13 protein-coding genes are annotated in these 16400 nt (G+C 61.3%); 7 read left to right on the plus strand and 6 right to left on the minus strand.

Annotation, left to right across the window (positions count from 1 at the left end):
• The first annotated feature begins 100 nt into the window (after positions 1–100).
• The gene (locus IVB12_RS08990; RefSeq protein WP_247297810.1) at positions 101–1426 is read left to right on the plus strand and encodes a TadE/TadG family type IV pilus assembly protein; all 1326 of its coding nucleotides are present in this window, start codon (positions 101–103) and stop codon (positions 1424–1426) included.
• Positions 1427–1597: 171 nt separating this feature from the next.
• Here the strand turns inward: IVB12_RS08990 and argJ are convergent, their stop codons facing one another.
• Both argJ and IVB12_RS09000 read right to left on the minus strand, forming a co-directional pair.
• Positions 1598–2839: a bifunctional glutamate N-acetyltransferase/amino-acid acetyltransferase ArgJ gene (gene argJ / locus IVB12_RS08995; RefSeq protein WP_247297812.1), complete on the minus strand. Its 1242-nt coding sequence runs from the start codon at positions 2837–2839 to the stop codon at positions 1598–1600.
• Positions 2840–2940: 101 nt separating this feature from the next.
• Positions 2941–3852 (minus strand): peptidylprolyl isomerase, encoded by a 912-nt coding sequence (locus tag IVB12_RS09000; protein ID WP_247297814.1) that lies wholly within the window; start codon positions 3850–3852, stop codon positions 2941–2943.
• A gap of 353 nt (positions 3853–4205) precedes the next feature.
• Between IVB12_RS09000 and secA the strand changes: the two genes are divergently transcribed.
• Positions 4206–7046, plus strand: coding sequence for a preprotein translocase subunit SecA (gene secA / locus IVB12_RS09005; RefSeq protein ID WP_247297816.1), 2841 nt, complete (start codon positions 4206–4208; stop codon positions 7044–7046).
• 675 nt (positions 7047–7721) lie between these two features.
• Here the strand turns inward: secA and IVB12_RS09010 are convergent.
• Positions 7722–8159, minus strand: a complete 438-nt coding sequence (locus IVB12_RS09010) for a DUF4440 domain-containing protein (RefSeq protein WP_247297818.1) — start codon at positions 8157–8159, stop codon at positions 7722–7724.
• A gap of 165 nt (positions 8160–8324) precedes the next feature.
• Between IVB12_RS09010 and IVB12_RS09015 the strand changes: the two genes are divergently transcribed.
• On the plus strand, positions 8325–8807 hold the full coding sequence (locus tag IVB12_RS09015) for a hypothetical protein (protein ID WP_247297820.1): 483 nt from the start codon (positions 8325–8327) through the stop codon (positions 8805–8807).
• A 272-nt stretch (positions 8808–9079) separates the two neighbouring features.
• Here IVB12_RS09015 and IVB12_RS09020 read toward each other — a convergent pair whose 3' ends face one another.
• From IVB12_RS09020 to IVB12_RS09030, 3 genes are all read right to left on the minus strand, one after another.
• Positions 9080–9448: a phospholipid-binding protein gene (locus IVB12_RS09020; RefSeq protein WP_247297822.1), complete on the minus strand. Its 369-nt coding sequence runs from the start codon at positions 9446–9448 to the stop codon at positions 9080–9082.
• A 174-nt stretch (positions 9449–9622) separates the two neighbouring features.
• Positions 9623–10009 (minus strand): cupin domain-containing protein, encoded by a 387-nt coding sequence (locus tag IVB12_RS09025; RefSeq protein WP_247297824.1) that lies wholly within the window; start codon positions 10007–10009, stop codon positions 9623–9625.
• Positions 10010–10789: 780 nt separating this feature from the next.
• Complete coding sequence (locus IVB12_RS09030) at positions 10790–11233, minus strand: MarR family transcriptional regulator (protein WP_247276280.1); 444 nt, start codon at positions 11231–11233, stop codon at positions 10790–10792.
• A gap of 179 nt (positions 11234–11412) precedes the next feature.
• Between IVB12_RS09030 and IVB12_RS09035 the strand changes: the two genes are divergently transcribed.
• The 4 genes from IVB12_RS09035 to IVB12_RS09050 all read left to right on the plus strand — a co-directional run bounded on the left by IVB12_RS09035 (position 11413) and on the right by IVB12_RS09050 (position 16395).
• Positions 11413–12597 (plus strand): substrate-binding domain-containing protein, encoded by a 1185-nt coding sequence (locus IVB12_RS09035; protein WP_247297826.1) that lies wholly within the window; start codon positions 11413–11415, stop codon positions 12595–12597.
• A gap of 167 nt (positions 12598–12764) precedes the next feature.
• Complete coding sequence (locus IVB12_RS09040; RefSeq protein WP_247297828.1) at positions 12765–14279, plus strand: amidase; 1515 nt, start codon at positions 12765–12767, stop codon at positions 14277–14279.
• Positions 14280–14315: 36 nt separating this feature from the next.
• Positions 14316–15173 carry a branched-chain amino acid ABC transporter permease gene (locus tag IVB12_RS09045; protein ID WP_247297830.1) on the plus strand — a complete coding sequence of 286 codons (858 nt, stop codon included), beginning with the start codon at positions 14316–14318 and terminating at the stop codon, positions 15171–15173.
• Positions 15174–15177: 4 nt separating this feature from the next.
• Complete coding sequence (locus tag IVB12_RS09050) at positions 15178–16395, plus strand: substrate-binding protein (RefSeq protein WP_247297832.1); 1218 nt, start codon at positions 15178–15180, stop codon at positions 16393–16395.
• Positions 16396–16400: the final 5 nt, after the last annotated feature.

Here is a 16400-nt window from a genome sequence, read left to right on the forward strand (position 1 = left end):
CGTTAACCCGGCTTGGGGCCGCGTTCTACGGCCTTCATAAGTCATATTTAATCGACGGTTCCTAGAGTGGAAACGCTGAAACCATTCCGGGTCTCGCTCCATGCGCGCTGCCATTGGCATCATCATCCGCCGATTCGTCCACGACCGGCGCGGCAATATCGCGCTGATCTTCGCACTCTGCTGCGTGCCGCTGATCACCGTGGTCGGCTGTGCGGTCGACTACTCTCGTGCGACGCAGATCCGCTCCAAGCTTCAGGGCGCGGCCGATGCGGCCAGCGTCGGCTCGGTGGCCAAGTCCTCGCCGGCCTTTGCCGCCGCGGGCACGATGACCTCGGACGGCCCGATTTCCGTCGGCGTTACCGATGCCCAGAACATTTTTGATGCCAACCGCGCCAACCTGACCGGCTACACGCTCAAGAACATCACGCCGACGGTGGTCAAGAGCGGCTCGACCGTCAAGTCCACGGTCTCATTCAGCGCCGAGCTGAACACCATGTTTCTCGGCGTAATCGGCAAGACCGCGCTGACCGTGAGCGGCACGTCGACCGCGACGGCCAGCATGCCGCTCTATATCGACTTCTACCTGCTACTCGACAACTCGCCTTCGATGGGCGTCGGCGCGACGCCCGGCGACGTGCAGACGATGGTCAACAACACGTCGGACAAGTGCGCGTTCGCCTGCCATGATCTCAAGGACAAGAACAATTATTACGACCTTGCCAGGAAGCTCGGCGTGACCACCCGGATCGACGTGCTTCGGAGTGCCACGCAGTCGCTAATGGACACGGCGAGCGCAACCGAAACCTATTCAAACCAGTTCAGAATGGCGATCTATGATTTCGGCGGCTCCGCAAGCACGCTCGGTCTGCGCAATCTGTTCTCGCTGTCGGCGTCGCTCTCCAGCGCCAAGTCGGCGACCGGCAAGATCGACTTGATGTCGGTGAACGGCCAGAACGAGAACGGCGATCAGGACACGGCATTCACCGCGATATTTCCTGCGATTGACAAGGAGATCAGTTCACCCGGCCCCGGCACGTCATCCAGCCCGCTCAAATATCTGTTCTTCGTATCTGATGGGGTTGCTGACGAGAGCAACACCGCATGCCTGAAGCCGCTCTCAGGCAGCACACGATGCCAGTCGCCGCTCAACCCATTGCTGTGCAAGGCCATGAGGGATCGCGGGGTCAAGGTTGCGGTCTTGTACACGACGTATCTCGCGCTGCCCACCAACAGCTGGTACATGAAATGGATCAATCCGTTTAATGCTGGGCCCTATGGTCCGTCGCCGAACAGCGAGATCGCGCAGAACATGCAGAGCTGCGCCTCGCCGGGCCTGTATTTCGAGGTCAGCCCGACGCAGGGCATCTCCGAAGCGATGAATGCGCTGTTCAAGAAGGCGGTCGCCGACGCGCGGATCTCCGGGTGAGATGAAGCAGAGCTCCATTGCCGTCATCCTGAGACGGTCGCTTCTTCAGCGGCCCTCGCGGCAGAACGGCGGCCCAGTTCTCCCCGTGCGGCGGTAGCGCGGCCGTTCGTCCTTGGAGGGAAGGCGTGCATCGCTGCGCGCTGCGCGCTTCGCACCTCAATGATGGAGCCTTCAGGACCTGTAGTCGCCGTTGATCGCGACATATTCCTTGGTGAGGTCGCAGGTCATGACGCGGTCGCGGCCCTTGCCAAGGCCGAGCGAGACTTTGATCGCGATCTCCGGTGCCTTCATCGCTTCCGAGACCTGCGCTTCGTCATAGGACGGATCGCGCGCGCCGCTCTTGGCGACGCGAATGCCGTTGAAGGAGATCGAGAGCTTGTCGCGATCGGCCGGCTCGCCGGCCTTGCCGACCGCCATCACCACGCGGCCCCAATTGGCGTCCTCGCCGGCGATCGCGGTCTTGACCAGGGGTGAGTTGGCAATCGACATCGCGATCTTGCGCGCCGAGGCCTTGGTCTTGGCGCCCTCGACGGTGATCTCGACCAGCTTGCGTGCGCCTTCGCCGTCGCGGGCCACCTGCTCGGACAGATTGGCGAGCACCTGGTTGAATGCCTTGACGAAGGCCTTCAGCCTGGGATCGCCGGCCCGGCTGATCTTCGGCGCACCATGTTTCGCCGCGGTGCCGGTCGCGAAGGCGAGCAGCGTGTCCGAGGTCGAGGTGTCGCCGTCGATCGTCACTGCATTGAAGGTGTCCTCGACGCCCCTCTTGAGCATGGCTTGCAGCGCGGCGGGCGCGATCGGCGCGTCCGTGAAGATGAAGGACAGCATGGTCGCCATGTCGGGAGCGATCATGCCGGCGCCCTTAGCCATGCCGTTGATGGTGACCTTGGCCTTGCCGAGCTTGACGGTCGCGGTCGCGACCTTCGGGAAGGTGTCGGTGGTCATGATCGCCTTGGCCGCGGCGAGATAATCGCCGGGCTCCGCGGTCTCGGCGAGGCGGCCGAGCACGCCGTCGAACTTGGTCGCGTCCAGCGGCTCGCCGATCACGCCGGTCGAGGCGAGAAAAATCTCGCTCTCGCTGCATCCAACGGCCTTGGCCGCGATCTTCGCGGTCAGCGCGGTGGAGGCGCGGCCGGTCTTGCCGGTGAAGGCATTGGCGTTGCCGGAGTTGACGACCAGAGCGCGAGCCTTACCGCCCTTCAATTTGGCGCGGCACCATTCGACCGGCGCGGAGGGGCATTTCGACCTGGTGAAGACTCCGGCCACGGCCGTGCCCTGATCCATCACCGCCAGCAGCACGTCGGTGCGGTTCTTGTAACGGATGCCGGCCTCGGCGGTCGCAAGACGGACGCCCGCGATCACGGGCATGTCGGGAACGGTTTTTGGGGCGAGCGGGGAGACGGTTGAAGACATCGCGGGGGCGCCTTGGTGGATCTGACATGCAGATGGCCGGGCGATGCCCGGCCATTGCGATGCTTAGATACTCTTGGCGTCAGCGAAGTGACAGCAAATTCTTACTTCTTCGCCGGCGGCGCCATCTTGCTGTCAGACGGCTTGGCGTCCGACTTGGCGGCGTCCGCTGCCGGCTGGTCCAGCCGCTCGACCTTGGCCTCGGCACGCAGCTTGGCGACGTAGTCGGCCTGGGCCTTGCGGGTGACGTAGTTCTCGATCTGGGTCTTCACCTGCTCGAAGTCCGGCGCCTTGCGGTTGCGCTTTTCCTCGACCTTGATGATGTGCCAGCCGAACTGCGACTTCACGGGGTCGGAGATCTTGCCCGGCTCGAGCGTGAAGGCGACGGCCGAGAATTCCGGCACCATCTGCTCCTTGGTGAAGAAGCCGAGGTCGCCGCCGTCGGCAGAGCCCGGGTCCTTGGATTTCTTCTTGGCAAGCTCGGCGAAATCAGCGCCCTTGTCGAGCTCGGCCTTCACTGCCTTGGCCTCGTCCTCGGTCTCGACCAGGATATGGCGGGCGCGCACCTCCTGCTCGCCGGTGATCTGCTTGGAGGCCTCGTCATAGACCTTCTTCATGGCGTCGGGGGTGGTCGCGGCCTTGCCCTCGCCGGCAAGCAGGCTGTCCATCAGGAGGCGGTTGCGGGCGAATGCCAGGCGCTTCTTGAACTCCTCGCTGTCGGCGACCTTCTTGTCTTCGGCAGCCTTGCTGACGATCTTCATGTCGATCAGGAAGGACAGGACGTTCTCGTCCTTGGTCGCCGGGTCCATCTGGGCCAGGCTGGGTCCGAGTTCTTCCTCGGCCATGGCGACGTCGCTCTTCTTGATTTCCGCGCCATTGACCTTCGCCAGCACCGGATCGTCGGCGGCGCGGAGCGGCCCAGCGCACGCCAGGGACAGCGCCAAAGCGAGGCAGCCGGCCAGGGCGGACGCATGGCGGAAACGCTGGCCGGTGGTTACCGGGAACGAGGTGGTCATGGAAAATCCTTATGTTGAAGCAGGGGGCTGCTCGAGCGGGGCGGACACTCGCCCAATTCAGGGGGGCTTGGCAACGCGAAAAGTCTGTCAAAATGATGAATTAGCCGCAATGCGGCCGCCGTTGACAAGGCTAGAGGCCGGCCATATCTCTGGCCGGTCGCGTCCATGGCGATAGCGTTTATTTTGCTGCGTTTTTGGCCGTTGAACCCAGACTTGCTCAATTCCCACCCATATGGCGGACCACCCCCGCAGTCCGGGCTGAAGGCGCCATCGGCGTCACGGTGAGTTGATAGGCAGGCGGGTGACAACTTCTTGGCTGCAACGCGGTTAAATCGCGAACACAGGAACTAGGCATGATCGGCGCGCTCGCCCGCAAGTTTTTCGGCTCCGCCAACGACCGGCGGGTGAAGGGATATCAGTCCCGCGTCAACGCGATCAACGCGCTGGAGCCCGAAGTCTCGAAACTCTCTGACGAAGCGCTCAAGGCCCGCACCGCCGAGTTCAAGAAGCAACTCGCCGAGGGCAAGACGCTCGACGACCTTCTGGTGCCTGCCTTCGCCACAGTGCGCGAGGCGGCCAAGCGCACGCTCGGCCAGCGCCATTTCGACGTCCAGCTGATCGGCGGCATGGTGCTGCACGAGGGCGACATCGCCGAGATGAAGACCGGCGAAGGCAAGACGCTGGTGGCGACGCTCGCGGTCTACCTCAACGCGCTCGCCGGTAAGGGCGTCCACGTCGTCACCGTCAACGATTATCTCGCCCGCCGCGACTCCGGCTGGATGGGTCAGATCTATGGCTTCCTTGGCATGACCACCGGTGTGATCGTGCACGGCCTCGACGATGCCGAACGCAAGGCGGCCTATGCCTGCGACATTACGTATGGCACCAACAACGAATATGGCTTCGACTATCTGCGCGACAACATGAAGTACCGGCTCGAGGACATGGTCCAGCGGCCGCACTTCTTCGCCATCGTCGACGAGGTCGACTCCATCCTGATCGACGAAGCGCGCACGCCGCTGATCATCTCCGGCCCGCTCGACGACCGCTCCGACTTCTACAACACCATCGATTCGTTCCTGCCCAAGCTCGACAAGACCGATTACGACGTCGACGAGAAGCAGCGCACGGTGACGCTCACCGAAGCCGGCATGGAGAAGATCGAGACCTTGCTGCGCGACGCGGGCCAGCTCAAGGGCGAGTCGCTCTACGACGTCGAGAACGTCTCCGTCGTGCACCACATCAACCAGGCGCTGCGCGCCCATACCCTGTTCACGCGCGACAAGGACTACATCGTCCGCGACAACGAGGTCGTCATCATCGACGAGTTCACCGGCCGCATGATGCCGGGCCGCCGCTATTCGGAGGGCCTGCATCAGGCGCTGGAAGCCAAGGAGCACGTCCAGGTTCAGCCTGAGAACCAGACGCTGGCCTCGATCACCTTCCAGAACTATTTCCGCATGTACGAGAAGCTCGCGGGCATGACCGGCACGGCCGCGACCGAAGCGGACGAATTGTTCGACATCTACAAGCTCGAGGTCGTGGAGATCCCGACCAACCTGCCGGTCGCGCGCCTCGACGAGGACGACGAGGTCTACCGCACCCAGCAGGAAAAATACGGCGCGATCCTCGCCGAGATCGAGCGTGCCAATTCGCGGCTCCAGCCGGTGCTCGTCGGCACCGCCTCGATCGAAAAGTCGGAAGTGCTCGCCGAATTCCTCAAGAAGAACGGCTACAAGCAGATCGATTTCGGCAAGGAGAACGCGCTCGACAAGCTCTATGCTGCGGCCCGCGCCGGCAAGCCGGCAAAGCTGTTCGCGGTGCTGAACGCGCGCTTCCACGAACAGGAAGCCTATATCGTCGCCGAAGCGGGCGTGCCCGGTGCGATCACGATCGCGACCAACATGGCCGGCCGCGGCACCGACATCAAGCTCGGCGGCTCGCTCGAGATGCGTATCCAGCAGGAGACCGCAGGCATCGAGGACGAGGCCGAGAAGGCCAAGAAGATCGAGCAGATCAAGGCCGACATCGCGCACTTCCGCGATCTCGTGCTGAAGGCCGAGGAGACCATCGAGATCGAGCCGGCGAAGGGGAGCAAGCCAGCCAAGACCGTGAAGAAGCCGGGCGGCCTTTATATCATCGGCTCGGAGCGGCACGAATCCCGCCGCATCGACAACCAGCTCCGCGGCCGTTCCGGCCGTCAGGGCGACCCCGGCCGCTCGAAATTCTTCCTGTCGCTCGAAGACGATCTGATGCGCATCTTCGGCTCGGACCGTCTCGACAGCATGCTCCAGCGTCTCGGCCTGCAAGAGGGCGAGGCCATCATCCATCCCTGGATCAACAAGGCGTTGGAGAAGGCGCAGCAGAAGGTCGAGGCGCGCAACTTCGACATCCGCAAGAACCTGCTCAAGTTCGACAACGTCCAGAATGACCAGCGCAAGGTGATCTTCGATCAGCGCGTCGAGCTGATGAAGGACGAGAGCGTTGTCGAGACCGTCACCGACATGCGCCACGCTTTCATCGACGATCTCGTCGCCAAGCACGTGCCCGAGCATGCCTATGCCGAGCAGTGGGACGTGGCGGGCCTGAAGGACGAGCTGAAGCGTGTGCTCGATCTCGACCTGCCGGTCGACGAATGGGCCAAGGAAGAGGGAATCGCCGACGAGGAGCTGCTGAACCGCATTGAGACCAAAGCCGACGAGCACATGGCGGCCAAGGTCGCGCAATGGGGGCCCGACGTGATGCGTTACGTCGAGAAGACCATTCTGTTGCAGACGCTCGACCATCTCTGGCGCGAGCACCTGATCATGCTCGACCATCTGCGCCAGGTCATCGGTCTGCGCGGTTACGGCCAGCGCGATCCCTTGCAGGAGTACAAGACTGAGGCCTTCAATCTCTTCCAGGAGATGAGCGCACATTTGCGCGAGGCCGTCACCGCGCAGCTGATGCGCGTCGAGATCGTCCCGCCGGAGCAGGAAGCCCCGCTGCTGCCGCCGATGGAGGCGCACAAGTTCGACCCGAACACCGGCGAGGACGAAATGGCCATCGCCAGCGTCTCGCTCGGAGCGCAGGCCACTGATGCCGCCCTTCGCGATCCCAAGAACCCGGCAAGCTGGGGCAAGATCGGCCGCAACGAGGACTGCCCGTGCGGCTCGGGCAAGAAGTACAAGCACTGCCACGGCAGGTACGCTTAGCCAGTGATTTCAAACGGTTACACGGACGAACCACCTGCTGTAAATTTTCGGCCGTCCAACTCTTGAAAGCATTTCGATCCTGGTGGTGCTTGCCGAACTTCAGGGGCACCGGCAGTCACCATCACTACCGTGGTCACCAAGTCTAACCGCCAACAATCGCCTGCGGCGATACTCGCTACGCTCGTGTGCCGTGGTTGAAGTTTCGGGTGTTAGGCCAACCTACCATCAAGTCAATCACACTTCAGCCGACGACGGCCAAAGCATGATCGTGCAAGCTTGCATATAGCCCCGTCACACGCCAAATGCAGACACACTTTGGTACGGGGTGGCTGAGCGGTCTTCCTTTTACGTCCTGTTCGTCAGCGCTAGCAGGCACAGCCCCATTTGGCCGAAGCTGTGCAGCTCGAGGGTCGCAGTGCAGCGTTGCCCTCATCATGCCACCGATGTTGGGGCGTCGGCAGCTTGTGACCCATCCAATCTCGTTTTTGAGGTGATGCCCTCACTGAACTCCGCTCGCTTAGTGCAAGCTCGACAGGTTTAGCACCCGAGATCTGCTGTAGGGATAGTCGCTTCTATTTAGTCCAGTGCGGTACTGCAGACGAACAAGTCTTGCCATGCAGGTCTGCATCCCTGGAGCCCATCAAGCCAGCCATTTCTCTATTGGCATTTCGGCCATCACTGCCCTGGCGCAGCTATGGTCACGGTCTCTTCCATGATCTTGGCTTGATCGCCGTCTCGGACGATGATGGCGGTGTAGTAGCCCCGCAGCGGTTGGTCCGCGAGCTTGGCTCGCCATTCGCCAGCATTGAAGACAAAATTCCCAACAGACCGGGTTACGTTCCGCTCTACCGAGTAATCGTGCAGGTCCAGATTGACGACATCCTGCAGATTCCGACGAATGGCTTCTCGGCCCACGAACATCCCGCTCGGCGTTACTCTGATGGCATCCTCAGTGAAGGCGCCCGCCATGGCATCGACGTCTTTGCGATTATAAGCCTCGGCAAAGTTCTTTTGGAGTTCGGCGTACTGGTCGCCACTGACCTGCGGCTCCTGTCCAGCAGCCACACCCGAGATCACCGCCATGCCTAAGGCAAGTACGATCATACGCACCATCGATGTGACTCCCAATTTTACCCGGAGAAACTTGAAAAGTGGTCAAAGCTACACGTTTCAGATTAGAATTGATGCTGGTGGTAGCCGTTCTACTGCTACCGCCGACTTTCACACCGCAGACTTCAAGAGCCAGAGGTAATCAATGATCCCTTGAGGAGGAAGAACATGAATCGACGAACCATACTCGCTATGGGGCTGCTGTCAGCGGCATTCGTCGCAGCAGGATCTCAGATGGGGCTCACGCAGAGCAATCTTCTGCTAGGCACCTGGAAGCTCAACCTCGAAAAATCAAAATTTAGTCCTGGCCCACCACCGAAGAGCCAAACCCTCAATTTCCAACGGGCAGGGCAAGATCTCCAGAATACTGCCGAAACGGTCGACGCACAGGGTCAGGTCACAAAAATAGTCTTCATGCACATCTATGATGGGAAGCCTCACCCCACGACAGGCAATCCCTTGTTTGATGCGACGACCTACACCCCAGTCGATGATCACCACGTGAAGTGGGTCCGATCCAAAGCTGATAAGCCCATTCAAACCGGCTCGAACGAGATATCAGCTGACGGCAAAACCTTTACTGTTACTATCGAGGGCGTCGGTGCCAATGGTCAGCCAATTAGTAACGTAGCCGTTTACGACCGGCAGTAGATTGCGTTTCAATCCTTAGCGCCGCACCAGCGATCTTGGCTTCACTGGTGCGGTGCGTCTGCAAGCAAGTTAGGCGTCAGGAATAGTGGCGCCGGCCAGCCAATATGAAGTAGCCTGGGGCGCTGCAGACGAACAGTCTTGCCATGCCAGTCTGCATCCCTGGAGTCCGTCAAGCCAGCCACGTCATTCTTCTATTGACATTTCAAGCGACGCCAGCCGCTTAGCGAAGCTCGTCAACCCCGATCAGCAAAAACCGGCCAAGCTTTGCAGGGTCACTTCTCTGGGAATTCCCTCGTAAAGGTCGCTGATCCCAAATTTGAATTACCCGGGCCGAAAGCGGTGACGGTGATCTGATAAGAATGGCTGCCGCTCGGCGGGCTTGGTGGCGAGTAGTTCTTCAGAGCTCCACAAGCTACCGTTGATTGCCCTTTGTACGGCACCGTTCCGCCACCGTGATTGTAGCTCGGTACCTGAAGATCAACCATGTGGAATTGCAGCGTCGTCGTCCCCTTCGGCACGCCGCTCAACGAGAACACTGGCGAACTCAATCCGCACCATCGAAAGTTCATCGAGAACGCCGATGCATCTGCCGTGCTCATCGCTAGCAATGCGGCCGCACAAACTACCAACCGAATACGCATTTCTATTTCCTCCAATCGTCTAGAGGCCAACGACAATCGATTGGTTGTCCGCGTACAATACCAACCTGACCCGTTCCAAATAGAGTGCCACCAATCAGCCATTACATCTAATGGCATTCCAAGCGACTCTGCTGCTTGGCGAAGCACTTCTCAGCTATCGCAACCCCATCATCGCTACTTCGGCGGTGCATCGTAGAGCGGCTTGCCCTTGTCGACGATGTGCACCGTCAAGAGCTTGATCGTCTTGTCACCGACGACCTTGTAAGCACCGTGCGGCGTGTCTCGTACGTTCAAGCCAACAGTGCCAGTCGGGATCGGCATCTGCCTTCCATCGGGCAGTTCGATCGTACCCCCTTCGAGGAAGTAATATGACTCGTCGCCATGATGAATGTGGCGCATCGAGACATCCCCGGGCTTCAGCTCGCTAATGCTCGTGATGATCTCCATGTTCGTGCCAGTGAGGTCACCTCGCTTCAGCTCTTTACGAAAGGGAGAGTCCTGCGCACCAGCGGCTGGGGCCACGATGAAAGCCAAAGCAATGCCGAGCAGCACCATCTTCATTGCAATCCTCCCTGGTGTAATTCACGTTGAAAGCTCACCGGTAAAACGGCAGCATCGTTCAGTTTGCAGCCACCCACAAGCTGCTTCCGCAACGCATCAATCCCGGGGAAACTTCGGTCGCTAACAGCAGCCCAAAACGCTAGAGCTACCCCGGCAGCCCAAGACGAGCCCCGACGATGCGTTCGGGCTAGCTGCGCGGTCCAGACACTCGGGCAAAGCAAAACGCATCAGACGCTCTGAGCGAGTTAGGGCGCACCGGGAGCCTACGATGCACAGGAGACGAGACAGGGTTCTCGACAAAAAATTGACAGGGCTAATTTCCGGGGTCGTAAGTTGCTGAAATCATTATCTGCAATGGCAATACAAGCACTGCCGCGGCAGGTACGCGTAAGGCTTGAATGTATTAGTGGGGCGCAACACCGGCGCCTCATTCTCGAGTGTCGTCGCCCGACTGACCGGGCGATCCATTACGCCACGGCTTCTCGGCTCAATCGCGACCGTCTCCGGAATACTGGATCGCCTGTTGCAGTGCGCAAGTGCGCACAAGGCGGGCGATGACAGTTGAGCGTGACGCGCCCAGCTCTCACCCCACCGTCGTCCTGGCGAAGCCAATTACCCAGGGGAAGTCGCGGCGCGACGCAGGCAACCGCCAGTCGTCGCCAAGTAAATGCGGTGGTAATGGGCCCTGGATCAGCGCTCCGCCCCGGACAACGCTGCGCGTTGCCAAGAACTTCGCTTGTCAAGGACGACGTGCTTTGAGAAGCCGAACTTAATCAGCCCTCAATTCGAGCTGTCGATCAAGCTCTCCAGCAGCCGCTTGAGCTCACTCGTCGATTTGTCGCCGTAGCTCTCCAGGATGTGCTCCTCCTGGTCCACCGCAAGCGAGTTGAGCTTCTTGCTCAGCACCTTGCCGCGGTCGGAGATGAACATCAGCACCTTGCGGCGGTCGTTCGGATCCTGCACGCGGTAGACCAACGTGTCCGAGACCATGCGGTCGATCATCTTGGTCAATGTCGGATGGTTGAGCAGCACGGCATCGGCGAGTTCGCCCATCGAATGCCCGTTGCCATCCGACAGCACTTTCAGGATGCGCCATTGCTCGACCGGCACGCCCTCTTTGCTCAACCGTAGTTCGAGCTGCCGGTTGATCTCCCGGTTGGCTTGCGCGAGCAGATAGGCGAGATGATCGGTGATCGGGGAGTTTTCTTTCGAGGATTTTGCCACGGCTAAGACTTCGTCTTGACCCAAATGAGTGAATGTCTTGCAATCAATGCCGCATCTATATGCACTTCAATTGTTGAATATTCAATATTTTCAAAATAGGATCATTGCCCAACAAAAGGGCGGAAGCCGCGGCCGCCTGCTCAATGTGCTTTCAAGTCTGGTCCCAGACAGGAGTTGGCGTGCGCGCGACGGTAAACTTCCCGGCTCACGGCGGCCCGGCGTTGCCGCCGTCCTTGCTGTTCAGGAATCTGTCGTCATCGGCGGCTGATGGTGTCTTGTCGCCCAGGGATCACGCCTTCTTCAAGCGGCGCCGCGCGAACAAGCTACGGATCGGCGGCTTCATCTGCTGCACCGGCTCGCCTGGAGTTTGGGGCCCCTGTGCGACCAACAGCGCCAAGCTCGCCGTTGCCGAGATCAACAAGCGCGGCGGCATTCTCGAGCGCGAAATCGAGCTTTCCATTTACGACGCCGGCGGACCGCTCGACGAGGTGCTGAACCGCGCCGAGCAGGCGATCGCGTTCGACGAGGTCGATCTCATCGTCGGGCTGCACACCAGCGCGGTCCGTGTCGGCTTGCGCGACGTCACTACGCGTCATCGCATCCCCTACATCTATACGCCGGTCTATGAAGGCGGCGAGTGCACGCCGGGCGTGATGGCGATCGGTGAGACGCCGCGCTGGCAGAGCCGGCCCTCGATCCACTGGCTCGCCGAGGTCAAGAAGGCGTCGCGCTGGTACCTGATCGGCAGCGACTATGTCTGGCCCTGGCAGTCGCATCGCGCCGTGAAGAATTACATCAAGGAAACCGGCGGCCTTGTCGTCGGCGAGGAGTTCGTTCCTCTCGGCGAGGACAATCACCAGCCTCATCTGGCGCGCATCCGCGCCGCGAGGCCGGATGTCGTGCTGATCTCGCTGATCGGCACCGACAGCATCACCTTCAACCGTGCCTTCGGCGAATGCGGGCTTGCCGCGACGACGCTGCGGCTGGCCGGCGCGATGGACGAGACGGTCCTGCTCGGCATCGGCGCCGACAACAGCGAGAACATGTTCTGCGCCTCCGGCTATTTCCCGGGCATCGGCTCGCGGAGCAACGACGACTTCCAGATCCGTTATCGCACGATGTTCGGACCAAACGCTCCGCCGATCGGCTCGCTCGGCCAGTCCAGCTACGAAGGACTGCGTTTCCTCGAAGCCGTCGCGAATAAGGCAGGTTCGTTGTCCATGGCTCCGATGCTCGCGGCGGGGCGCAACATCGTTTATGGCGGCGCGCGCGGCCCGGTCACCGTTCGCAACGGTCACGCCCGGATGCAGATGTATCTCGCCGAGGCTGACGGTCTCGATTTCAAGCTGATCAAGCCGGTCTGAAACGAGATTGTCGAGTGGTCCTGGCGGATTTTCGAAATAATACTTGAAAAGGAAAATATTTCTGTCTGTAATATCGACGCGATGCCGATTGGTCCCGCGCTGTGCAGGCGCGGGACCATGCGGCTTCCGTCCACGCCAGGGATCAAGAAGCCTTTGAGGAGAGCGCCGTGACAGTTGTCCTTCCCACGCCAGCCCAACTTCGCAGCGTCGCCAAGCAGTGCGGCCTTTCGCTGACCGACGACGACGTCGCCTCGTTCCGCGGCCTGATGCAGGGCTCGATCGAAGCCTACAATCTCGTCGCCGCGATGCCGGACGAGGTGCCGGAGGTCAAATACCCGCGCACGCCGGGATATCGACCCTCGGCCGAAGAGAACCCGCGCAATGCCTGGTATCGCAAGTCGACCGTGAAGGGCGCCGCCAGCGGCAAGCTCAAGGGCAAGACCGTCGCGCTGAAGGACAACATCATGCTGGCCGGCGTTCCCATGACCAACGGGTCGTCGACGCTGGAAGGCTATGTGCCCGATTTCGACGCCACGATCGTCACGCGCATGCTGGATGCCGGCGCCGAAATCAAGGGCAAGGTGCATTGCGAGCACTTCTGCCTGTCCGGCGGCAGCCACACCGGCTCGTACGGGCCAGTGCATAATCCGCACAAGATGGGCTACTCGGCTGGCGGCTCGTCGTCAGGCTCTGGCGTCGTGGTTGCACTCGGCGAGGTCCACATGGCGATCGGCGGCGATCAGGGCGGCTCGATCCGCATGCCGTCCTCGTTCTGCGGCATCTACGGCATGAAGCCGACCTGGGGCCTCGTGCCCTATACCGGGATCATGCCGATCGAGATCTACGTCGATCATACCGGACCGATGACTGCGACGGTCGCCGACAACGCGCTGCTGCTCGAAGTGCTCGCCGGCGACGACGGCTATGATCCGCGCATCAAGGCGCCGAAGGTCGAGGAATACACCAAGGCGCTCGGCCAGGGCGTCAAGGGCATGAAGATCGGTATCGTCAAGGAAGGCTTTGAGCAGCCGGTCGCAGAGGCGGCGGTCAATGAAAGTGTGCGCGAGGCGGCAAAACGCTTCAAGGATCTTGGAGCCAGTGTCGAGACGGTATCGATTCCGATGCACCTCCTGGGCGGCGCGATCTGGACCCCGATCGGCACCGAAGGCCTGACCCAGACCATGATGTTCGGCGACGGTTACGGCCTCAGCCGCGGCGATCTCTATTCGACCTCCCTGATGGATTTTCACCGCGGCTGGCGCCGGCAGGCCGACTCGCTGTCCGAGACCACGAAGTTGTTCATGATGCTCGGCACCTACATCAACAACAATTTCGGGCCACGCTTCTACGGCAAGGCGCTCAACATCTCCCGCCGGCTGACCGCGGCCTATGACAAGGCGTTCAGCGATTACGATCTGCTGTTGATGCCGACCACACCGATGAAGGCGACCAAGCTGCCGGAGCCCAATGCCAGCCGCGAGGAATACGTAGCCCGCGCGCTCGAGATGATCTCCAACACCGCGCCGTTCGACATCACCCATCATCCCGCGATGTCGCTGCCCTGCGGCATGGTCGACGGCCTGCCCGTCGGCCTGATGCTGGTCGGCCGCATGTTCGAGGAATCCACGATCTACCGCGCCGCCCATGCCTTCGAGCAGATCGGCGACTGGAAGAAAATGTGAGCGAGGCTTCGATGCAGGCGAACGGAAACGCAACGCATGGCTAACGCGTTCGTCGCGGCGTTCGAGATCCTGAGCTTTGGCGCGATCATCGTCCTGATCGTGCTGGGGCTCGGGATCATCGCCAGCATGATGGGCATCTTCAACTTCGCGCAAGGCGAGTTCGTCCTGCTCGGGGCTTACATCACCTATCTTGCCTACGCCAAGGGGCTGCCGATCTGGGCGGGCATGGCTGCGGCGCCCTTCGCGGTCGGCGCGCTCGGCTTCGTGCTGGAGGCGCTGATCATCCGCCGGTTCTATGCCGCGCCCATCGTCGCCATGCTCGGCACCTATGCGCTCGGCCTCATCATCCGGGAATCCGTGCGCGGGCTGATCGGCGGCTTCTACCTCACCGTGCCGGAGCCGATCGGCGGCTCGCTCGACATCGGCGCCATGCACATCTCGGCCTGGCGTTTCACCATCATCGTGATCACGCTCCTGGTGATGGGCGGTTGCTATCTGCTGCTGTCGCGCACGAGTTTTGGCCTGCGCGTGCGGGCCACGCTGGAGAATCCGTCGCTGGCACGCGCGTCGGGCATCTCCACGCCGCTGATCTACGGCGCTACGTTTGCGTTCGGCGCCGCGCTTGCCGGCCTTGCCGGTGCGCTGATCGTGCCGGTGTTCAGCCTGTTTGCCGATCTCGGCCTGCGCTTTCTGATCCAGGGTTTTGTCGCGGTCATGGTCGGCGGCGTCGGCTCCTTCATCGGACCGGTCGCAGGCGCCGGCGTCATCGGCACGCTCAGCGCGGCGCTGCCGTGGGTGATGGCGCCCGTCGTCGCCGACGTGCTGGTCTTCGTGCTCGCCATTGTCTTCATCAAATTCCGTCCGCAGGGCCTCATCGCAGGAAAAGGGGTTTAGTCACATGTTCGATCGCACTCAGCTCTCACGGCGCCGCTTTCTCTCCAATCTTGCCTTTGCCTCCGGTGCGGTCGCAACCAGCGTCGGCAGCTGGGTGATTCCGGCTCCCTGGGCCAATGCGGCCGAAGCCCCGATCAAGGTCGGCATCGCCACCGACCTCACCGGTCCGATCGCCTATGCCGGCAATGCCGATGCCAACGTCGCCAAGATGGTGATCAAGGAGATCAACGCCGCCGGCGGCCTGCTCGGCCGGCCGCTCGAGCTCTATATCGAGGACACCGCTTCCAACGAATCCGTCGCCGTCGGCAATGTCCGCAAGCTGATCCAGCGCGACAAGGTCGACATGGTCTTGGGCGGCATCACCTCCTCGATGCGCAACGCGATCAAGGATCCGATCGTGGCACGCGGCAAGACGCTCTACATCTATCCGCAGCTCTATGAAGGCAAGGAGTGCACGCCCTATCTGTTCTGCACCGGACCGACGCCGGCGCAGCAATGCGACGAGTTCATCCCCTGGCTGATCAAGAACGGCGGCAAGAAGTTCGCGCTGCCGAGCGCCAATTATGTCTGGCCGCACACGCTCAACGTCTATGCCCGCAAGGTGATCGAGGCGAACGGCGGCGAGATCGTGTTCGAGGAATACTATCCGCTCGACCAGGTCGATTTCTCCGCGACCGTCAACCGCATCATCTCCAACAAGGTCGACGTCGTCTTCAACACCGTCATTCCGCCTGGCGTCGGGCCGTTCTTCAAGCAGCTCTATGAAGCCGGATTCCTCAAGAACGGCGGGCGCCTGGCCTGCGTCTACTATGATGAGAACACGCTCAACATCAATCAGGCCGCCGAGATCGAGGGGCTCGCAAGCTGCCTCGACTATTTCAAGGTGCTGACCAAGGAAAGCCCCTTCGACGCAAAAATCCAGGCGGCCTACGAGAAGGACTTCCCGGGCAACTTCCTGTTCGCCGCCGGCAGCGCCGCCACCGGCACCTATCGCGGCCTGAAGCTGTGGGAAGCGGCGGTCAAGGAAGCGGGCAAGGTCGACCGCGAGTCCGTTGCCGCCGCGCTCGACCACGCCAAGATCGCCGAAGGTCCCGGCGGACCTGCCGAAATGGTGCCGGGCAAGCGGCACTGCAAGATGAAGATGTATACCGCGGTGGCCAAGGGCGGAAATTATGAGATCGTCGCCCGCAGCGACGGGCTTGTCGATCCCAAGGAATGCTGAGGCGG

It is taken from the genome of Bradyrhizobium sp. 179 (assembly GCF_023073535.1).
Taxonomy (GTDB): Bacteria; Pseudomonadota; Alphaproteobacteria; order Rhizobiales; family Xanthobacteraceae; genus Bradyrhizobium.

Coding starts and splice junctions, on each gene's coding strand:
- IVB12_RS09050 (WP_247297832.1), top strand. CDS start 15,178: ATGTTCGATCGCACTCAGCTCTCACGGCGCCGCTTTCTCTCCAATCTT.
- IVB12_RS09010 (WP_247297818.1), bottom strand. CDS start 8,159: ATGGTGCGTATGATCGTACTTGCCTTAGGCATGGCGGTGATCTCGGGT.
- IVB12_RS09020 (WP_247297822.1), bottom strand. CDS start 9,448: ATGCGTATTCGGTTGGTAGTTTGTGCGGCCGCATTGCTAGCGATGAGC.
- IVB12_RS09000 (WP_247297814.1), bottom strand. CDS start 3,852: ATGACCACCTCGTTCCCGGTAACCACCGGCCAGCGTTTCCGCCATGCG.
- secA (WP_247297816.1), top strand. CDS start 4,206: ATGATCGGCGCGCTCGCCCGCAAGTTTTTCGGCTCCGCCAACGACCGG.
- IVB12_RS09045 (WP_247297830.1), top strand. CDS start 14,316: ATGGCTAACGCGTTCGTCGCGGCGTTCGAGATCCTGAGCTTTGGCGCG.
- IVB12_RS09025 (WP_247297824.1), bottom strand. CDS start 10,009: ATGAAGATGGTGCTGCTCGGCATTGCTTTGGCTTTCATCGTGGCCCCA.
- IVB12_RS09015 (WP_247297820.1), top strand. CDS start 8,325: ATGAATCGACGAACCATACTCGCTATGGGGCTGCTGTCAGCGGCATTC.
- IVB12_RS08990 (WP_247297810.1), top strand. CDS start 101: ATGCGCGCTGCCATTGGCATCATCATCCGCCGATTCGTCCACGACCGG.
- argJ (WP_247297812.1), bottom strand. CDS start 2,839: ATGTCTTCAACCGTCTCCCCGCTCGCCCCAAAAACCGTTCCCGACATG.